This window comes from Terriglobales bacterium (assembly GCA_035457425.1).
GTDB lineage: Bacteria > Acidobacteriota > Terriglobia > Terriglobales > Acidobacteriaceae > JACPNR01.
This window is the reverse complement of record DATIBR010000167.1, coordinates 1-17,272: the sequence shown is the minus strand read 5'-3', so window position 1 is coordinate 17,272 and position 17,272 is coordinate 1. Positions and strand designations below refer to the sequence as shown.

21 protein-coding genes are annotated in these 17,272 nt (G+C 67.3%); 13 read left to right on the top strand and 8 right to left on the bottom strand.

Annotation, left to right across the window (positions count from 1 at the left end):
- The coding region (locus VLA96_12795) for a hypothetical protein (protein ID HSE50079.1) at positions 1-231 on the bottom strand (231 nt) is incomplete at its 3' end.
- Between VLA96_12795 and VLA96_12790 the strand changes: the two genes are divergently transcribed.
- Positions 215-601: a fibronectin type III domain-containing protein gene (locus tag VLA96_12790; GenBank protein HSE50078.1), complete on the top strand. Its 387-nt coding sequence runs from the start codon at positions 215-217 to the stop codon at positions 599-601. The genes VLA96_12795 and VLA96_12790 overlap by 17 nt on opposite strands.
- Positions 602-652: 51 nt before the next feature.
- Here VLA96_12790 and VLA96_12785 read toward each other — a convergent pair whose 3' ends face one another.
- The 3 genes from VLA96_12785 to VLA96_12775 all read right to left on the bottom strand — a co-directional run bounded on the left by VLA96_12785 (position 653) and on the right by VLA96_12775 (position 1,725).
- Positions 653-898 carry a hypothetical protein gene (locus VLA96_12785; GenBank protein HSE50077.1) on the bottom strand — a complete coding sequence of 82 codons (246 nt, stop codon included), beginning with the start codon at positions 896-898 and terminating at the stop codon, positions 653-655.
- 99 nt (positions 899-997) lie between these two features.
- On the bottom strand, positions 998-1,168 hold the full coding sequence (locus tag VLA96_12780; GenBank protein ID HSE50076.1) for a hypothetical protein: 171 nt from the start codon (positions 1,166-1,168) through the stop codon (positions 998-1,000).
- 152 nt (positions 1,169-1,320) lie between these two features.
- A complete protein-coding gene (locus tag VLA96_12775; protein HSE50075.1) occupies positions 1,321-1,725 on the bottom strand; it encodes a MarR family transcriptional regulator in 405 nt (134 codons plus the stop codon).
- A 595-nt stretch (positions 1,726-2,320) separates the two neighbouring features.
- Between VLA96_12775 and VLA96_12770 the strand changes: the two genes are divergently transcribed.
- Positions 2,321-3,181, top strand: coding sequence for a DUF5715 family protein (locus tag VLA96_12770; GenBank protein HSE50074.1), 861 nt, complete (start codon positions 2,321-2,323; stop codon positions 3,179-3,181).
- A gap of 59 nt (positions 3,182-3,240) precedes the next feature.
- On the top strand, positions 3,241-3,960 hold the full coding sequence (locus VLA96_12765) for a PilZ domain-containing protein (GenBank protein ID HSE50073.1): 720 nt from the start codon (positions 3,241-3,243) through the stop codon (positions 3,958-3,960).
- 39 nt (positions 3,961-3,999) lie between these two features.
- Here VLA96_12765 and VLA96_12760 read toward each other — a convergent pair whose 3' ends face one another.
- Positions 4,000-5,001 (bottom strand): PEGA domain-containing protein, encoded by a 1,002-nt coding sequence (locus VLA96_12760; GenBank protein ID HSE50072.1) that lies wholly within the window; start codon positions 4,999-5,001, stop codon positions 4,000-4,002.
- A gap of 34 nt (positions 5,002-5,035) precedes the next feature.
- On the opposite strand from VLA96_12760, the gene VLA96_12755 reads away from it, so the two are divergent.
- Positions 5,036-5,827 (top strand): sulfite exporter TauE/SafE family protein, encoded by a 792-nt coding sequence (locus tag VLA96_12755; GenBank protein HSE50071.1) that lies wholly within the window; start codon positions 5,036-5,038, stop codon positions 5,825-5,827.
- Between the two features lie 425 nt (positions 5,828-6,252).
- Entirely contained in the window at positions 6,253-6,456 is a 204-nt protein-coding gene (locus VLA96_12750) for a hypothetical protein (GenBank protein HSE50070.1), read from the top strand.
- Positions 6,457-7,032: 576 nt separating this feature from the next.
- Here the strand turns inward: VLA96_12750 and VLA96_12745 are convergent.
- The gene (locus VLA96_12745; protein ID HSE50069.1) at positions 7,033-9,300 is read right to left on the bottom strand and encodes a DUF5916 domain-containing protein; all 2,268 of its coding nucleotides are present in this window, start codon (positions 9,298-9,300) and stop codon (positions 7,033-7,035) included.
- Between the two features lie 21 nt (positions 9,301-9,321).
- Between VLA96_12745 and VLA96_12740 the strand changes: the two genes are divergently transcribed.
- Both VLA96_12740 and VLA96_12735 read left to right on the top strand, forming a co-directional pair.
- On the top strand, positions 9,322-10,206 hold the full coding sequence (locus VLA96_12740; GenBank protein HSE50068.1) for a DUF1259 domain-containing protein: 885 nt from the start codon (positions 9,322-9,324) through the stop codon (positions 10,204-10,206).
- Positions 10,207-10,374: 168 nt separating this feature from the next.
- Positions 10,375-11,082, top strand: a complete 708-nt coding sequence (locus VLA96_12735) for a PilZ domain-containing protein (GenBank protein ID HSE50067.1) — start codon at positions 10,375-10,377, stop codon at positions 11,080-11,082.
- 108 nt (positions 11,083-11,190) lie between these two features.
- Here the strand turns inward: VLA96_12735 and VLA96_12730 are convergent, their stop codons facing one another.
- A complete protein-coding gene (locus tag VLA96_12730) occupies positions 11,191-11,715 on the bottom strand; it encodes a hypothetical protein (protein ID HSE50066.1) in 525 nt (174 codons plus the stop codon).
- Between the two features lie 12 nt (positions 11,716-11,727).
- On the bottom strand, positions 11,728-12,306 hold the full coding sequence (locus tag VLA96_12725; GenBank protein HSE50065.1) for an SgcJ/EcaC family oxidoreductase: 579 nt from the start codon (positions 12,304-12,306) through the stop codon (positions 11,728-11,730).
- 670 nt (positions 12,307-12,976) lie between these two features.
- Here VLA96_12725 and rplU point away from each other — a divergent pair.
- From rplU to rsfS, 6 genes are all read left to right on the top strand, one after another.
- A complete protein-coding gene (gene rplU, locus VLA96_12720; protein HSE50064.1) occupies positions 12,977-13,492 on the top strand; it encodes a 50S ribosomal protein L21 in 516 nt (171 codons plus the stop codon).
- Positions 13,493-13,500: 8 nt separating this feature from the next.
- A complete protein-coding gene (gene rpmA / locus VLA96_12715; GenBank protein ID HSE50063.1) occupies positions 13,501-13,764 on the top strand; it encodes a 50S ribosomal protein L27 in 264 nt (87 codons plus the stop codon).
- A 134-nt stretch (positions 13,765-13,898) separates the two neighbouring features.
- On the top strand, positions 13,899-15,065 hold the full coding sequence (gene obgE, locus VLA96_12710) for a GTPase ObgE (protein HSE50062.1): 1,167 nt from the start codon (positions 13,899-13,901) through the stop codon (positions 15,063-15,065).
- Between the two features lie 92 nt (positions 15,066-15,157).
- On the top strand, positions 15,158-15,922 hold the full coding sequence (locus tag VLA96_12705) for a hypothetical protein (GenBank protein ID HSE50061.1): 765 nt from the start codon (positions 15,158-15,160) through the stop codon (positions 15,920-15,922).
- 193 nt (positions 15,923-16,115) lie between these two features.
- Complete coding sequence (nadD, locus tag VLA96_12700; protein HSE50060.1) at positions 16,116-16,793, top strand: nicotinate-nucleotide adenylyltransferase; 678 nt, start codon at positions 16,116-16,118, stop codon at positions 16,791-16,793.
- Positions 16,794-16,817: 24 nt separating this feature from the next.
- A partial coding sequence (gene rsfS, locus VLA96_12695) for a ribosome silencing factor (protein HSE50059.1) occupies positions 16,818-17,272 on the top strand: 455 nt, incomplete at its 3' end.

Below are 17,272 nucleotides of genomic sequence, written 5' to 3'. Positions count from 1 at the left end.
CCCCAAGCTGGGCGCCAGACCCCCGGTGGAAGAGCGGGCCTTCAGGCCCGCGTCTCGCGCCCCCTTTTCCTTGTCATTCCGAGCGAGCGCGAGCGAGTCCGCGAGGACGAACGAGCGCGAGCCGAGGAACCGCGCGACCTTAGTCCAGCCACCCGCCTCCTGCGCCGCCGCATCGAAGCAAGCAAGATCCCAATCAGAAGCAGGAGGGCCCAGAATGAAGCGAGTCACCATCTTCGTGCTCGCGCTGGCGCTGGTGACATTCGTCCCCGCGTTCGCGCAGACGCACAACACCCAGAGCAACCCCCAGGCCGACACCCGCGGCGAGCGCAATCTTCCCGACCAGGTCGACATCGTCGGCACCCCCGACGTCCGGACCTCGTCCAACTCCGCCACCATCCGCTGGCAGACCAACAACGTCGCCGCCACCGACGTCTGGCTCGAGGGCGGCGGCATCCGCGGGCACCGCACCGAGTATCAGCGCGGCGGCCGGCGCGACCACCAGGTCACCTTCTCGAACCTCAAGCCCAACACCACCTACACCTTCCTCATCCGCTCCGGCAAGGGCGAGGTCCGCTACCAGGGCAACTTCACCACCCGGTAAGGCGCAACAAAAAAGGCGCGGGCCGCAGCCCGCGCCTTCTTCCTTTTGGAACTACTTCCGCGACGGCCCGAACCACAGCGTGACCAGCTCGATCGTCTTGGCGGCCTCGCGGATCTCGTTCAGCCCCGCCACCACCTCGCGCTCCGCCGCATTCGCCGGCGCGCCCGCGTAGGTGTACGACTCGTGCGCTACCTGCACGTGGTTCTGGATCTCCCGCGCGTAGGTGCCCACCAGTTGGAAGAGCGCCTCCAGCGAGACGCGCGGGATCGGGGCCGGACGTTCACATTCTTGTGCCAACACAGACTTCTCCTTCGTTTTCGATCCTCTGAAGTGGGATTCCCGGGGGGCCCGCCAGGTTACGCGTCATGAGCCGCCGCCGGCGGCTGGGTCACCCGGTCAGTTCTCGAGCGGCTCGATCGCCTTGGTAAGGTTCGCGATCGTCAGCGCCGAGGCGCGGATGTGCGCCAGTTGCCCGGCGATCGACCCGGCGTCGGCTTCGGGCGCCAGGGCCAGGTCGCAGCTGCCGAGGATGATGGTCAGGTGGTTCTTGATCTGGTGGGTATACATGCCCATCCGTTGCGAACGGTTGGAGCTGGTTTCAAGGCGCTCGGAGGACCCTCCGGGCGCCGGGGGACGTTGCGGTTGATTCAAGTCCAATACTCCCTTTCGATAGCGATTGATTGCAGCGGGGCCGGGTCGTACCGGGGGAGGGGCCGGATTCAGCGCAGCGGATGTTGCACGCCGAGATTGCGCAGCACCTTGTCGATCACGCGGTGCAGCGTCTGGCGCTCCTCCGCCGTCACGTTGTGCCACGTGTGCTGCGCCACCTTCGCGGCCAGCGGCAGCGCCTCTTTCACCTTCCGCTTGCCCGCCGCCGTCACGCGCACGATCACCTTGCGGCGGTCGTCGCCGGAGCGCGCCCGCCGCACGAGCCCCTTGCGCTCCATGCGCTCGAGCATGCGCGTGACCGACGACATCTCCACGCCGTACGCGCGCGCCAGCTCGCCCGTCGTTGCCGCCTCGCCCACCTGCAGGCTCACCAGCAGCGCCCCTTGCCGCGCCGTGATGTCCAGCGGCTCCAGCACGCGGTCCACCGACTCCCACAGCGCGTTCACCAGCGGCATCAGCGTCACGCGGCCGATGAACGGGGAGAGCGATCCGGTCTGGGAATTGTTACGCAGCGGTTACAAATATACTTGCATAAGCAATAGTTGTCTAGACAATCTTTATTCGCCGCGTCTTCGTTGCCTCCGCCGTCAGTAACCCGGACTATAAGAGGAAAAGGGCGCGGGGATCCCCGCGCCCTGCGCGAAGGTGGCTGTCAGAAATAGGATGGCGAACAAGGCGGGCAGCAGAAGGCGAGCGCGTGTCATCAGGAGTCTCCGCAGGGGGCTGCGACAGCTAGGATTGCAGCGGCTGCTCTGCCGTTGGCCGCGGCGCGCCGCAATCTTTCCTTAACCTCTTCGCGCCACCCTCCCGCCACTTTCGGTAAGGGCGCCTTACGTCCCGACGCCGCGCGGGCCGCGGCGCGCCGCGCATGGTCGTATCACTCTCGTAACCTCGTCTCGGAGCTTTTCCCTATTGCATTCGCATCCCGCTCCCGTAGAATCCGCCGAGTCACTCCCCTTAGGACTTTACTGAGTGATAACTACAACCAGGCCTAAGGGGCCGGTGTCTAATCCCGAGTAGCTGTTGGATGGCGAGGTTCATTCCCGGTTCATGCGCAGACTAGCCCTGTTGCTCCTGGCATTCGCCATCCTCTTCGAGCTGCCCGCGCCGGCGGCGACGAAGGCCCCGGCCACGCGCAGCGCGGCCCGCGGCAAGTCGCTGCAAAAGACCACCATCAAGAAGAAGAACCGCCGCGCGAGCGCGCGCCGCACCAAGATCCGGGTGCGCGGCCGCCGCGGGCGCCTGCGCCGCATCTTCATCCCGTGGTCGCCGGTGAAGGGCTCGCGCGAATCGCTGCTGCGCCAGAACGAGCGCACCGAGGAGCTGGAGCGCATCGAGGACGACGAGCAGCTGTTCGAGCTCACGCAGGCGGGCGCGCTGGTCGAGCTGCCCGCGAACGACTACGCCGCGGTCGCCGGCAACCTGCCGCGCGAGCGCCGCTACTGCCGGCCCTGGACCCGCGCCTTCGTCGAAGACTTCGGCCGCGACTACTACGAGCAGTTCCAGCAGCCGCTGATGGTGACCTCCGCCGTGCGCACCGTCGCGGTGCAGAAGAAGCTGCGCCGCCGCAACCGCAACGCCGCCGACATCGACGGCGACCTCGCCTCGCCCCACCTCACCGGCGCCACCATCGACATCGGCAAGCGCGGCATGACCAGGAAGCAGCTCAACTGGATCCGCGAGTACCTGCTCGAGCAGCAGAACCGCGGCGTCATCGACGTCGCCGAGGAGTTCCGCCAGCGCGTCTTCCACATCACCGTCTACAAGGACTACGAGCTCACCAAGTCCGTCGCCGCCTCCGAAGAGGAAGCGCCCGCTCCGGAAGACGGCTTCGCGAACCCGGTGCTCACGCCCGCGCTCGCCACGCCCGCCGCGGCGCCCGCCGGCTCTCCCGCCGACCAGCCGCGCTAGCTCGCGCATGAGACACTTGCTCCTCCGCTTTCCGCCGCCTTTGTTATCATGAGCCCCTTATGTCGGCTGCTCCCGGTTCCCTGACGCCCAAGCAGAGCACTGCCCGCGTCGCCATCTTCCACGTCGACCAGGCCGCGGAGGCGGTGCTGGCGGAGTGCTTCAAGCAGTTCAACATCGCGGTGGTGCGCCTCGAGGGCGACATCGGCCAGCGCCTGTGGAAGGAGAAGTTCGAGGCCTGCGTGGTGCCGCTCGACCACGCGGAGGCGGCGAAGATCCTGGACGCGGCGCGCAACTCACCCTCCAACAAGCGGCTGGTCATCTACGCCATCGCCGGCGACTCCGCCGAGGCGCTGCGCTTCTCCAAGTTCGGGCTCAACGTCGTGCTGCCGCGCCCGCTCGACCGCCAGATGGTGCTGCGCGCCGTCCGCGCCAGCCACCTGCTGGTCCTGCACGAGCTCCGCCGCTACGTCCGCGTCCCCGTCGTCATGGAAGTCCAGGTCGATCCCGAGCGCGGCCAGCGCTTCACCGCGCTCAGCCAGGAAGTCTCCGGCGGCGGCATGTCGCTGTCGACCTCGAGCGGCCGCCCCGCGCCGGGCGAGAGCTCGACCGTCACCTTCTCGCTGCCCGACCGCGGCAAGTCCACCGTGCGCGCCATCGTCTGCTGGGCGCGCCCCTCGGAGAGCCGCGACGCCGAGGTCCTGTTCGGCGTCCGCTTCAACGCGGAAGACGACCGCCGCCTCGCCGTGCGCGACTGGATCGAAGCCTACCTCGACATGTAATGGCGAGCGCGGCCGCCCTCGGCACGCGGCCTGGGACTCTTACTTCTTTGCCTTCGCCACCGCCAGCAGCAGCGAATCGTCGGCGCCGGCGCTGCGCAGGCGCGCCTCGATCTCGACCGTCAGCGAGAAATCCACGCCGTAGCGCTCCACCAGCTGGCTGATCCGCGCCCGCGGGATGGCGTTGCGCAGCGCCTCTTCCACGTCGCCGACGCTGAGCGGCTTGGGGCCGGCGCTCTCCAGCGTCGCGCGCACTTCCGCGGTCTCGCCGCTCCCGAGCGCCCGCGTCGCCGTCCAGTCCTTGAACCCGGTGTTGCTCACGCGGATCCGGTAACTCCCCGGCTTCAGGTCGCCCACCACCAGCACGCCCTCCGCCGCGCTGCTCGTCCCTTTGTAGACGTCGTCCACGTAGACCTGCGCCGACGCCGGCACCGTGTACACCTTGAGGCTGCCCACGGCCGGCGGCGGCGGCGCCACCGGCGCCGGTGGCGCGGGCGCCCACTTTCTCTCCGACGGCGGCATCGCCTTCACCCGCGCCACCGCCGTCTCGAAACTGTTCGCCGCTTCCAGGATGTCGGCCGAGATGCGCGCGTCGTAGGCGTCCAGCTCCACGCCTTCCACGTAGTACGTGCACAGGATCTGCCCGAACAGCCACTTCCCCGAGCCCCGGAAGTTGAATTCGCCCAGGTTGTACTTCTTCCCCAGCACCGTCCACTGCTTGGCGTTGGAGAGCTCCTGCCGCGAGTGCGAGAGCTCCGGCGCCTGCGTCCCCACGCGCTGGTACCAGATGCGGTCGCGGCTGAAGTAGAGGAACCCGCGGCCCTTCTGGTCGATCCGGCTCCACGCGCTGCCCTGCATCGCCGTGATGAGGAAGCGCAGCACCGGCGCCGCCGGCGTGCTCTCGGGGGCGAACTCGCCGCGCTCCGCCGTGCACATGTTCACGATCTCCGGGTCGACTTTGCGTTCCTGCGCCGCGCCCAGGGCAGCGGCGAGCAGGAGCACGACGAGGGCGAGCCGGCGCGAGCTTCGGAAAAGGAAAGTCATGATGAGATTTTTCCGCGGCATCATACACTGTCCTGTGCAGCTGCTTCACACTCCCATCGCGCACGCGCCGCTGCTGTTCCTGGCGGCGGTGGCGGCCGGCGTCATCAACTCGGTCGCGGGCGGCGGCGGCTTCATCGCCTTCCCCGCCCTGGTCTTCGCCGGCATCCCGCCGGTGAACGCCAACGCCACCAACACCGTCGCGCTCTGGCCCGGGACGGTCGCCTCCTCCGGCGCCTATCGCCGCCAGCTCGCGCGCAAGCAGGACTGGAAGATGCTGGTGCCGCTGTTCGCGGTGAGCATGCTCGGCTCGGCCGGCGGCGCCGTCCTGCTGCTCAAGACGCCGCAGCGCACGTTCATGCACATCATCCCGTGGCTGCTGCTGGGCGCTACCTTCCTGTTCATCTTCGGCGGGAAGATCTCGAGCTTCGTGCGCGCGCGCATGCGACGCCACCAGCGCGCCGACCTGCTTCACCTGGTCGGCATCACCTTCCTCCAGCTCGTCACCGCGGTCTACATCGGATACTTCGGCGCCGGCGCCGGCATGATCATGCTCGCGCTGTTCGCGCTCATGGGCATGGAGAACATCCACACCATGAACGCCTTCAAGACCGTGCTGGCGAGCGCGGCGAACGGCGTCGCCGTCATCACGTTCATCTTCGCCGGCGCGGTCGCCTGGCCGCAGGCCGTCCTGATGATCGTGGGCGCCGCCATCGGCGGCTACGCCGGCGCCTACTACGCCCAGAAGATGGACCCGGCCATCGTCCGCCGCGTGGTCATCGCCATCGGCCTCGCCATGACGGCGTACTTCTTCGTCCAAAGACCGTGATGTAGCGCCGTCGACCTCGACGGCGTGGTAGTGCGCTCGCCCCTCCACCAGACATTGTCATCCCGAGCGACCCCGAGCCTAGGCGAGGGGGAGTCGAGGGAGCTTGCGTTTGGCTTCGGAGCGCCTCGAGGCCGACAGGACGGGCGGGTACCGCGGCCGCCCTCGGCCGCGGCCTTTGACCTTGATCGTGTGGAGGCGGGCCTTGTGCGGTCTGGCGACCGCATGCGTCGCGGGCCTGCGCCAGCGTGGAAGCAGATTCTGCGCGCTGTTTTCCCGGCACAACATGCCGGACCCCGAACGTTCTGCCCGAGAATTCCACCGACACAGGGCCGCGGTTGTCCGGTTAGGTATTGACGGCGAAAAGTTCTGGTGGTTTTATGGCACAAGCTCTGCGCTAGTCGCCGCGCCTCAACGGAGAAAACATCATGTCTTTTGAAGAAGCTCTCGCCCTGGCTTCGCGCGACGACAGTTTTCGCGCCACGGTATACGCCATGAACACGTTGCTGATCCACAAGGGCGTGTACACCCAGGAAGAGTTCCAGGAGCTCTTCGTCGAGTGGGTGAAGAAAGAGCGGCGCCGCGTCCAAGGTCCCGCGGCGCGGCAAAGCGCTACCCTCTACCCGGCTTAGTCGGCGACGGCTGCCCACACTGCGGTTTCTTGCCGCAGTGCATTCCCATATCGCACAAGCGACACAGGCACTCGCAGGGTGGTGCTGGTTTGGGTCCCGGCTTCTCCTTCGGCTTGGGAACCACTGCTGGACCTCCCCTGCGGGCTTAGAGTTTGGAACTTGGCCTGTTTCATCCCTTCCTTCATCGCCACTCCCGCTGCATTCAAGCAAAGTCTAGGGGATTGCGTGCCGGAAACAACCATACACCCCGCTTCCGGCGGGCGGCGTCACGCCTCGTGCATGATATTTCTCTTGACATTGCATTATCCAAAAGATACCGTTATGTTCGCCTTCTCATCGCTGGCAGGAATCCTTGTTCTTTCTCATCTCGACCGCGGCTGCCATGGGGTTACCCTATTCTGCAACCACGGTAAACCACGGTAAACCACGGTAAAACCACGGTAGAAATCACGGTTGATTTCGCGCTAACCAGTTGGATCTACGCGACTAAGCGCGCAAAACCGCCTCGCGGGGGGGGGAGGGGTACCCCCCTTCCGTGATTGTTCCTGAAGCCGGCGCTCCACGGCGACGATCGAATCAGAACGGGAACAGGTACGACAGCTTGAGGAAGACCTCGTGGCCGAGGTCGGAGCGGTCGAGCGGCGAGCCGCGCTGGTAGTTGTAGCCGAGGTAGAAGGCGCTGCGCGCGGTGAAGTCGTACGCCACCAGGCCGTTGACGTTGACCTCGGTGCCGTGGCGGTTGTCGCCGTACTGCGCCAGGACGCGCGCGCGCCACTTGGGCGTGAACTGGTAATTCACGCGCGAGACCAGGAAGCGGCGGTCCTGGAAAAACACGCCGTCGAGCAGGTACTGGCGCTCGTGCACGCCGGAAAGCTGCCACTTCAGGTGCCGCCCGAGACGCGCCTTCATGTTCGCCTCCCAGCGGCGACGGAAACCGTGGAAGTTCTCGTCGAACTCCACGAACTTGCCGCTGGTGAGCAGCACGTCGAACGAGAGCGCGCGCTGCTGGTTGCTGGTCACCTGGAAGCGCCACTTCGGGTCCTGGTAGATCTCGAAGGTGGCCAGGCAGGTGAAGGCGGCGGTGAAGGTGCAGAAGCGGACGCGGTCGTAGTGGTAGGAGACGCGCGCCGACCAGAAGTTCTTGAACTGGGCGCGCGCGATCAGGTCGGCGCCGGAGTCGTCGAGCGCGCCGTCGACCAGGGTGGACTGGTCGTAGTTGGCCTCGAGGAAGAGCTGCCGGACCCCGAAGCGGTTAATGAATGGCCGGTAGACGAGGTCGAGGTCGCCGGAGTAGCGGCCGGTGGCGGGCTCGAAGCCGATGGCGTCGACGTTCACGCGGTCGCCCAGGTACTTGGCGAAGCCGCCGAAGTACCAGGTGTCGGAGCTGTACTGGTAGTTGGTGGCCCAGCCCATGTGCGAGGCGCCGACGCCGGGGAATGAGTCGCTGGTGTTCACGAACACCTGGGACTGCGAGCTGACGTGCTCGCCGTGCAGGAGGTTGAGGTCGAGCGCGTAGGCGGCCTGGCTCTCGCCCACCTCGAGGAATCCCGGCGGCGCGTCGCCCTGGGTGCGGTTCACCACCAGCAGTCCTACGGACGACTTGTTGAAGATGTCGCGCTGGATGCGGGCGACGCTGAACAGCGCGGCGGGCGCGAGCTCGGGCGTGCCGCTGTTGGGCTCGACCAGCTCGGTGCGCTCGGTGAGGGCTTCGAGCAGGCCGATGGTCCAGCGGCCGGTCTTGCCGGTGATCTTGCCGCCGGCGAGGATGCGCTGCGGCTCCCCGTCGTCGAGGCGCGCGCCGATGCGCCGCGAGAAGAACAGCGACATGTTAGTGGCGAAGTAGTTCGCGCCCTCGGTGAAGAACTTGCGCTTCTCGGGGAAGAAGACCTCGAAGCGCGAGATGTCGGTGAAGAACTCGTCCGCCTCGGTGTCGCCGAAGTCGGGATTGAAGGTGAGGCTGGCGGTCAGGTTGGGGGTGAATCCCCAGCGGACGTCGAGTCCGCCGTCGGCGGACCAGCCGTCGTGCGCGGGCAGCCAGGGCGCGCGGCGCCAGCGCGTCGTGAAGTACGGGATGAGCTCGAGGTTCTTGCCGGTCTCGATGCCGGAGATGCCGGTCATCTCGCCGAGCTTCGAGGGGCGCATGAAGCCGTCGAAGCGCTGGACCTCGACCCAGGCGGCCATTTCGTTGCGGCGCGGGATGGTGCGGTTGATGTTGAGGCCCCAGACCTGGTCGTCGCCGTGGGGGACGCGGATGGAGCGGAACGGGATCTCGATCTCGGCGCTCCATCCCCAGGGCTGGCGGCGGGCGGCGGAGGACCAGATGCCGTCCCAGGTGGAGTCGTGGACGTCGCCAAAGCCGCCGCCGGCGCCTTCGGTGGAGGCGGCGTCGAACTGGATGCCGCTGGAGTTGATGCTGAAGTAGAAGCCGGTGCGGCGGTCGTGGAAGGTGTCGATGAGGACGTCGACGGAGTCGGAGCCGGTGTCGGCGTCGTGCGCGCCCAGGCGGTAGAAGGCCTTGTCGGGCGTGCGGTCGTAGCAGCGGAAGCCGAAGTAGAGGGCGCGGCTGGTATAGAAGATGAGGACTTCGGTCTTCTCGCTGACGGGCTGGTGCTGGTCGGGCTCGGTCTGCGTGAAGCGGTCGATGAGCGCGGCCTGGCGCCAGACGGCTTCGTCGAGCTCGCCATCGAGCTTGATGCGGGCGTCGTCGACGCGGACCGCGCGCACGGATTTGCCGGTCGCGGGCGCAGGCCGCTGCGCCGTCGCGGCCAGCGCGAACGCGAGCAGGGAGAGCAGGGCGAGATTTCGCGTTCGGATATGCAATCGATGCCGGTGGCGACGCATCATTACAACAAGAGGAGCAGCGTTATGAAAGCCCTTTCCGTCGTCCTTGCCCTGACCTTGTTTTCCGCGACCCTATGTTCCGCTGCCGCCGCGACGCAGGAGATCACGCCCCAGGAACAGAAGTCGCTGGAGCAGATCCTGGGCCGCGCCGGCGAACGCCAGCCTGATGGCGCGGTGAAGTTCGGCTTCCCGCGCTCCGACCTGCACGTCACGGTGCGGGGCACGCCGATCGCCGCCGGCCTCGCGCTGGGCGGCTGGATCGCGTTCTTCCCGGCCCAAGGCAACACGATGGCGATGGGCGACCTGGTGTTGACGGAAGAAGAGCTGCCCAAGGTCCTGGCGAAGCTTTCCGGGTCGCCGGTGGAAGTGACCGCGGTGCACAACCACCTGGTCGGGGAATCGCCGCGCGTGATGTACGCGCACGTCGCGGGCAAGGGAGAGGCGGGCGCGCTGGCGCGGGCGTTCGCGGCCGCCCTGCACGAAACGGCCATCCCGGCACCCGGCGCCGCGAGCACGGCGACGCTCGCGGTGGAGCAGAAAGCGATTGAAAGCTGCATGGGACGAGCGGGCAAGGTGAAGGGAGCGGTGCTGAGCTTCTCCGCGCCGCCGCCGGCGCCGGTGACCGAAGACGGCGCCGCGATCCCGAACTCGGCCGGCGTGAGCACCGCGATCAACATGCAGTTCCCGGCGGCGGGCCGCGCGCTGGCCACGGGCGACTTCGTGCTCCGCGGCGAGCAGGTGCAACCGGTCGCGGCCGCGCTGCTCTCCGGTGGGATCCAGGTGACCGCGCTGCACAGTCACATGCTGCATGAGTCGCCGCGCCTGTTCTTCATGCACTTCTGGGCGGATGGGGCGCCGGAGAGCGTTTGCGGCACGCTGCACAAGGCGCTGAGCGCAGCGGGACACTGAGATCCTTCGACTCGCGCGGAAGCGCTCGCTCAGGATGTCGCCTGCGGGCTCGCGCTTCCGCTCACGCCCGCAAAGCGGCTCCACTTCCATTCGGTGACGCCTCGGTGTAGGCTTGCTCTCCCCCGGCCGGAAAGTGCCCTCCGGCAACCTGGTCTCCGAGGTTTGTACATGAGTGCCGCTTCGTCCGCCGGCTTGCCGGCCGGGATGCAGAAACCTGCCGCGCGCGTCATCCTGTTCGCCATCAGCTCGCCCACCAGCGACGTGGTGCGGGAATGCTTCCGGCAGTTCGGGGTGGACGCCGTGCTGGACGACGACCCGACCGGGCAGCGGCTGCAGCGCGAGAAGTTCGAGGCCTGCGTGGTGTCGCTCGACGACCCGGAAGCGCCGCGGCTGATCGAGGCTGCGCGGAGATCGAAGTCGAACCACCGCATCCTCATCTATGGCCTGGCGTCGGGCGCGAAGCAGGCGCTGAGCTTCGCCAAGTACGGCGTGAACGCCATCATCGACGTGCCCGTCAACCGCACGGCGGCGCTGAAGGTGGTGCGGTCCAGCCACCTGCTGGTGCTGAACGAGCTGCGGCGGTACGCGCGCGTGCCCATCGTGGTGAACGCCAGCGTGCAGACCGAGCAGCGCAACTTCGACGCCATGACGGTGGAGATCTCCGCGGGCGGGATGTCGCTCAAGACCGACCGCTCGCTGCTGATGAACTCGGCGGTGGTGCTGCACTTCACGCTGCCGCCGGCGACCGAGGTCAAGGTGCGCGGCTCGGTGGCGTGGGTCAACGCGCAGGAGCAGCGCATCGGAGTGCGCTTCGACCCCACCGACGGCCACCGCATCCGCGCGAAAGAGTGGGTGGAAGAGTACCTCGGGCTTTAGCTTCCGGCGAGCTGCGCTCGCACACCGCGCAAGGGCACGGCTCAGCGACAGCCTTGCACGCCTTCATGCGCGCTGCTCGCGCGCAAGCCGGACCCGCCGCTGATCCGCTCACTTCTTGCGCGTGTAGCGGATGGGCCAGAGCACCTGCCAGGTCTTGCCGTCGTCGGTGGATTGCTCCCAACTCCAGTCGAAGCTTTCCGGCTTGATGTTCTTCCACACCATGCGCTGGCGGACCTTGACGCCCTTGGGGGTGACGGCTTCGCGGGCGAGAACCATCTGGCCGTCCGTGAACTCGCCGGTGAAATCGAGGTAGGCGCCCTGGTTGTCGACCCAAGTCTGCTTCCACTGGCGGGCGCGCGGGAGGTAGACGGAGACGCTGTGGCCGACCAGGCCGCTGGAGGCCGCGGCGTCAAAGTGCTCCTCGATGACGCAGCCGGACATCGTCTTGGTGACGTGGTTCGCGCCGGCGCCGGCGGGCGAGCCCTGGGCCGCGGGCCACGAGGCTTCCCAGTCGCCGACCCAGAAGTCGAACTGCGCGGCTTCGGGCGCGGTGCAGGGTTTCGGCGGAGCGGGTTGCTGGGCGCCGGCGAGCAGCGCACAGAACAGCGGGAGCAGCAGCAGCGGACGTTTCACGCGGCCTCCTTGTTATTTGTACGGGTCTTCTTTCTTCTTCTCTTCCGGGGCCGCGGGCTGCGGCCTAGACGGCTTGGGCGGGGCATCCGGTAGCGGGGCGCTGACGTGCTCGTGAACGACGAGCCATTCGCCGTCGCGGCGCTCGAGGATGACGGTCCAGCGCAGGGCGAGCTCCTGCTTGGAGCCGTCGGCGAGCTGGGCGAAGACGTCCCAGATGGCGGTGGCGTAGGCCATGTCGCCGCGGAAGTGGACGTGGGCGTCGTCGCGCAGGCGGATGTTCAGCTCGGTGTAGTTGGCGAACAGCTTCTTGGTGCCGAGGTAGTACTCGTCCCAGCCCTTGTATTGCAGCGGTGTGAGGTCGAAGAAGACGAGGTCGGCGTCCTTGGCGTAGAAGCGGGCGGCGGCGTCGGGATCCATGGCGGACCAGGCGTTCATGACCTGCTGCAGGCGCTTGCGGAGCTGGTCGGCGGAATCGGCGTCGGCGGCGGGCGCAGGAGCGGCGGGGCGCGGAGCCTTGCGCGGCCGGGTCTGCGAAAAGAGCGGGCCGGAGAGCAGCGCGATCAGCGTGACGAGGAACAGAATCTTCTTCATGGAACCCCCTGCGCGAAACCTGTGCCGTCGGCTGAAGCCGACTCAGTAATAAGGTGCGTCGAGACGGCACGGCGAAAGCCGTGCCCTTTCTGTCACGTGGTCGAGACGGCGGCTAAAGCCGTGCCCTGATACGAGAGCCGTGCCCTCATGCGAGCAGTAGCTACTCCGGCCAGAGCTGGATTCTTGCCCTATGTCGCGGTTTGACGCAACCCCCTTAACACTCTCGTAATCCCACCAGTGCGCCCATCGCTGACAGGTCTTAGTGTACGTAGGCCCGGCCACATCCCGACAAGCCCGTCAGGCGCGCCGCGCGGCCCGGGTGCTGGAGTTCGCCCGGACCGAGGAGGGGCGGCGGATCGTCCCCTATTTGACGCTGGATCCTCCGGAGCCGGAGGAGGCTGCGTGGGTGGGCCACTTCCTCGGACTGGCCGACCGGGCGCTGGAAAACCAGGACCTGGAGAATCCGGCGGAGCGGAAGCCGCAGCCGGCGCCGGTGCGGCGGCGGCGCGCCTGAACGAGTCCACAGTCCACAGTTCGCGCTCCGGCCGGCTGAGGCCGGCGCTCGGAGGGCGTAGCCAGCAGGCGGCCTGGTCTGGTAAAATCGTTGAGTTTGCCTGTAGTTCCAATCCTCTACAGTCAATAGGGCACCATCTTTTTGGGAGGCAATGGTATGTACGCGGTCATCCGCGCCGGGGGAAAGCAGTATCGCGTCGCGCCCGGGGACGTGATCCGGGTCGAGAAGACGGCCGCCTCGAACGGCAAGGTCGAGTTCACGGACGTGCTGGCCGTCAGCGGCCAGGAAGGCCAAGTGGGGCGTCCGCAGGGCGCGGCGAAGGTGACCGGCAGCGTGGTGGAGGAAGGCCGCGCGGACAAGATCCTGGTCTTCCATTTCAAACGCAAGAAGCAGTACAAGAAGCTGGCGGGACATCGGCAGCCGTTCACCGCGGTGCGCATCACCGAGATCGCGTTCGACGGGCACAAGTTCACGGCGCCGGACGAGGCGAAGCCGGAGAAGAAGGCGAAGCCGGCGGCCAAGGCCGAGGCGCACGCCGAAGAGCATCACGAGAAGAAGCACGCGGGGCCGCACGCGGCATCTCACGCACCCCACAAGGCGGAGAAGAAGCACGCCGAGGCGAAGCACAAGAAACCGGCAGCCAAGAAGGCTGACCACAAAAAGAAGAAGTAGGACAGGTCATGGCACACAAGAAAGGTCTAGGCAGTTCCCGGAACGGCCGCGATTCGAATGCGCAGCGGCTGGGAGTGAAGGCGTTCGGCGGGCAGCTCGTCCCCGGCGGGTCGATCATCGTGCGGCAGCGCGGCACGCGCATCAAGCCGGGGCCGAACGTGGGCCGCGGCAAAGACGACACGCTGTTCGCCAAGGTGACGGGCGTGATCAAGTTCAGCGACCGCGGCGGGATGGGGAAGTTTGTCTCGATCGAGCCGGTGGAAGAGAACTAGTTCAACGCCGAGGCGCAGAGAGCGCCGAGGTTTTGAAGAGAAGGTTCGAAGCAGGAGCCTCGCTACGGCGAGGCTTTTCTACGTCTAAAATCAAAAGGCTACTCGGCGCACTTCGCGCCTCTGCGTTGAAGTAAATGTTCATTGACGAAGCACACATCAAGGTGAAGGCCGGGGACGGCGGGAACGGGTGCATGGCGTTCCGGCGGGAGAAGTTCGTGCCGCGGGGCGGGCCGTCGGGGGGCGACGGCGGCAAGGGCGGCGACGTGGTGATGGAGGCCAGCCAGGCGCACAACACGCTCATCCACTTCCGCTTCAATCCGGAGCACAAGGCGGAGCGCGGGCGGCACGGCGAGGGCTCGAACCGCACCGGCAAGGACGGCCACGACGTGGTGTTGAAGGTGCCGGTCGGGACCGTGCTGTGGGACGACGAGACGGGCGAGCGCATCCACGATTTCTCGCGGCCGAACGAGCGCGTGATCGTGGCGCGCGGCGGGCGCGGCGGGCGCGGCAACCAGCACTTCGCGACGTCGACGCACCAGGCGCCGCAGGAGCACGAGGCCGGGCGGCCGGGCGAGGAGCGCCAGTACCGGCTGGAGCTGAAGCTGCTGGCCGACGTCGGACTGGTGGGATATCCGAACGTGGGCAAGAGCACGATCATCTCGCGCGTGTCGGCGGCGAAGCCGAAGATCGCGGACTACCCGTTCACGACGCTGGAGCCGAACCTGGGCGTGGTGCAGATCGGGGCGAAGGACGAAGCGCAGAGCTTCGTGGTGGCCGACATCCCCGGGCTGATCGAGGGGGCGCACGAGGGCGCGGGGCTGGGCATCCAGTTCCTGAAGCACATCGAGCGGACGCGGCTGCTGGCGCACGTGGTCGACGTGTCGGGGGCGAGCGGGCGCCCGGACCCGGTGGAGGATTTTGGGGTCATCATGGCGGAGCTGGCGAGCTTCGGGGCGGGCTTGGAGAAGAAGCCGATGCTGGTGGTGGCCAACAAGATCGACGCGGCGCAGGATTTCGAGGAGGCGGCGCCGAAAAGGTCAAAGCCAAAGGTGGCGAAGAAGAAGCCGGGCGAGCCGGCGAAGCTGGCGAAGCTGCGGGCGTTCGCGAAGAAGAAGCGGCTGCCGTTCTACGCCATCTCGGCGGTCACGGGCCAGGGCATGGACGAGCTGAAGTACGCGATGTGGGAGCAGGTGCAGAAGCTGCGGAAGAAGCACGCGGCGTCGGAAGCCGAGACGCGCGAGGTGGAACTCGCCGCCGCGCCCGCGGAACGGCGGCGCCGGCCGAGGGATTGGCGGAAGTAGAAAGACCTTTAACCACGAAGGTCACGAAGGAGCACGAAGGTTTTGGTTTTTACTTCGTGTTCCTTAGTGTCCTTCGTGGTTAAATCTTTTTCATGCGCATCGGCATAGTGGGCGACTACAACCCGGCGGTGGAGTCGCATCCGGCGACCACGCAGGCGGTGTTCCTGGCGGCGCGCTGCATCGGGCTGCAGGCGGACGTGGTGTGGATCTCGACGGCGAAAGTGGACGACGAGACGCTCGCGAAGTGCGACGCCATCTGGGCGGCGCCGAACTCGCCGTACCGCTCGGTCGACGGGATGCTGGCGGCCGTCAAGTTCGCGCGCGAGCAGCAGCGGCCGTTCCTGGGGACGTGCGGCGGGTTCCAGTACACGCTGATCGAGTTCGCGCGCAACGTGCTGGGCGTGGCGAACGCGGACTCGGCGGAGAACAACGTGGCGGGGGCGACCAACGTGATCACGCCCATCGCGTGCGAGGCGCCGGCGCCCGACAAGCCGAAGCTCGGCGGGCGCACCGTGGTGACCGTACTGCCGGAGACCAAGCTGGCCGGCTTCATGAAGCCGGGCGAGCACCAGGAAGCCTACTTCTGCAACTTCGAACCCAATGCGGAGTTCCTGCCGCGCTTCGCCGAGGCGGGGCTGAAGCCGAACGCGCAGGGGCCGCAGGGCGAGCTGCGCGGGGTGGAGATCGCGGAGCACCCGTTCTTCGTCGCGACGCTGTTCCAGCCGCAGTTGACGTCAAAGGCGACGGGCCGGCCGCATCCGCTGCTGATCGCGTACATCCACGCGGCGAGCAGTTACCACGCAGCGGCAAGGAAGCGGGCAAGGAAGCCGGCGGCCGCCCCTAAAGGGGCGGAGTAAGAAGGGAGCGACCGTTTTCCCCCGCCTGAAGGCGGGGGCCTTCACGGTGGCGCGGGCGGCCTCGGGCCTTCGCTTCATGGCATCCCTGCGGGACTCCTGGGTTTGTCAGAAAGCTGTCGAAGGGTGTCGCTGACTTCTAACTCCTAGCTACCAACTACCAGCGACCAACTACCCTCCCGTAGAATCCCTCCTGATGAACATCGGCCTGTTCGGCGGGACGTTCGACCCCATCCATCGCGGGCACGTGGTGGTGGCGCGTGCGGCGGCGGAGCGGTTCGCGCTCAAGCAGGTGCATTTCGTGCCGGCGTCGAAGCCGCCGCACAAGTCGGTGGCGCGCACGCCCTACCTGCACCGCTTCGCGATGCTGGCGCTCGCGCTGCAGAAAGAGAAAGACTTCATCCCATCGTTGTTAGAAGCGCCGGACGGCTCGGAGCGCCCGTCGTACACGCTGGACACGGTGAAGCGCGCGCAGCAGGAGCTGGGACGCGCGGCGAAGCTCTACCTCATCATCGGCATCGACGCTTTCCAGGAGATCGCCGTCTGGCACAAGGCGAGCGAGCTGCTGCGGACGGTGGAGTTCATCGTGGCGAGCCGGCCGGGGTTCTCGCTGGGCGACGCGGCGGCGGCGCTGCCCAAGGAGCTGCAGCCGCCGAAGTCCGTGCTGAAGACGTTCGCGAAGGGCACGGGGTCGGGGGACCTGGTGCTGGACCGCGGGCGGGTGCACCTGCACCTGCTGCCGGAGGTGGAGGCGCCGTTCTCGTCGACGGCGGTGCGGGCGGCGGTGGCGGGCAAGCGGTCGCTGGCGCGATTCGTCACGCCGGAGGTGGCCGAGTACATCCGGAAGCAGCATCTATATCGGGGAGGCAAGTAGGATTTAGACTAGACCCAGCGACTGATGAAGACCCCCACGACGCGCCAGCAAGTCCTTACCGCCCTCGCTGCCTGCCAGGACAAGAAAGCCGAAGAGATCGCCATCCTCGAGATGGACAAGGCGTCGTCGGCGTTCACCGACTACTTCGTGATCTGCTCGGGGACGAACCCGCGGCAGATCCAGGCCATCGCCGACGAGGTGGAGACCCGGCTGGAACGGTACGGCATGCGGCCGACGCACGTGGAGGGCTACCAGCGGGCCGACTGGGTGCTGCTGGATTACGTGGACTTCGTGGTGCACGTGTTCTCGCCGCAGACGCGCAGCTTCTACGACCTGGAGCGGCTGTGGAAGAGCGCGAAGAAGCTGTCGGCGGCGGAGCTGGCCGCGCCGCGGAAGAAGAAGGCGGAGAAGCCGGCCCAGCGCAAGGCGCGCGCGGGGTCGAAGGCGTCGAGCCGGACGCGGTGGCCGCGGCGCCCGCA

Excerpts from the sequence above, each read along its gene's own strand:
- VLA96_12745 (HSE50069.1), bottom strand. The coding sequence starts at position 9,300 with ATGATGCGTCGCCACCGGCATCGATTGCATATCCGAACGCGAAATCTC.
- VLA96_12725 (HSE50065.1), bottom strand. The coding sequence starts at position 12,306 with ATGAAGAAGATTCTGTTCCTCGTCACGCTGATCGCGCTGCTCTCCGGC.
- VLA96_12705 (HSE50061.1), top strand. The coding sequence starts at position 15,158 with ATGCGCATCGGCATAGTGGGCGACTACAACCCGGCGGTGGAGTCGCAT.
- nadD (HSE50060.1), top strand. The coding sequence starts at position 16,116 with ATGAACATCGGCCTGTTCGGCGGGACGTTCGACCCCATCCATCGCGGG.
- VLA96_12735 (HSE50067.1), top strand. The coding sequence starts at position 10,375 with ATGAGTGCCGCTTCGTCCGCCGGCTTGCCGGCCGGGATGCAGAAACCT.
- VLA96_12790 (HSE50078.1), top strand. The coding sequence starts at position 215 with ATGAAGCGAGTCACCATCTTCGTGCTCGCGCTGGCGCTGGTGACATTC.
- VLA96_12765 (HSE50073.1), top strand. The coding sequence starts at position 3,241 with ATGTCGGCTGCTCCCGGTTCCCTGACGCCCAAGCAGAGCACTGCCCGC.
- VLA96_12775 (HSE50075.1), bottom strand. The coding sequence starts at position 1,725 with ATGCCGCTGGTGAACGCGCTGTGGGAGTCGGTGGACCGCGTGCTGGAG.
- VLA96_12740 (HSE50068.1), top strand. The coding sequence starts at position 9,322 with ATGAAAGCCCTTTCCGTCGTCCTTGCCCTGACCTTGTTTTCCGCGACC.
- VLA96_12750 (HSE50070.1), top strand. The coding sequence starts at position 6,253 with ATGTCTTTTGAAGAAGCTCTCGCCCTGGCTTCGCGCGACGACAGTTTT.
- obgE (HSE50062.1), top strand. The coding sequence starts at position 13,899 with ATGTTCATTGACGAAGCACACATCAAGGTGAAGGCCGGGGACGGCGGG.
- VLA96_12760 (HSE50072.1), bottom strand. The coding sequence starts at position 5,001 with ATGACTTTCCTTTTCCGAAGCTCGCGCCGGCTCGCCCTCGTCGTGCTC.
- rpmA (HSE50063.1), top strand. The coding sequence starts at position 13,501 with ATGGCACACAAGAAAGGTCTAGGCAGTTCCCGGAACGGCCGCGATTCG.
- rplU (HSE50064.1), top strand. The coding sequence starts at position 12,977 with ATGTACGCGGTCATCCGCGCCGGGGGAAAGCAGTATCGCGTCGCGCCC.
- VLA96_12780 (HSE50076.1), bottom strand. The coding sequence starts at position 1,168 with ATGTATACCCACCAGATCAAGAACCACCTGACCATCATCCTCGGCAGC.
- VLA96_12770 (HSE50074.1), top strand. The coding sequence starts at position 2,321 with ATGCGCAGACTAGCCCTGTTGCTCCTGGCATTCGCCATCCTCTTCGAG.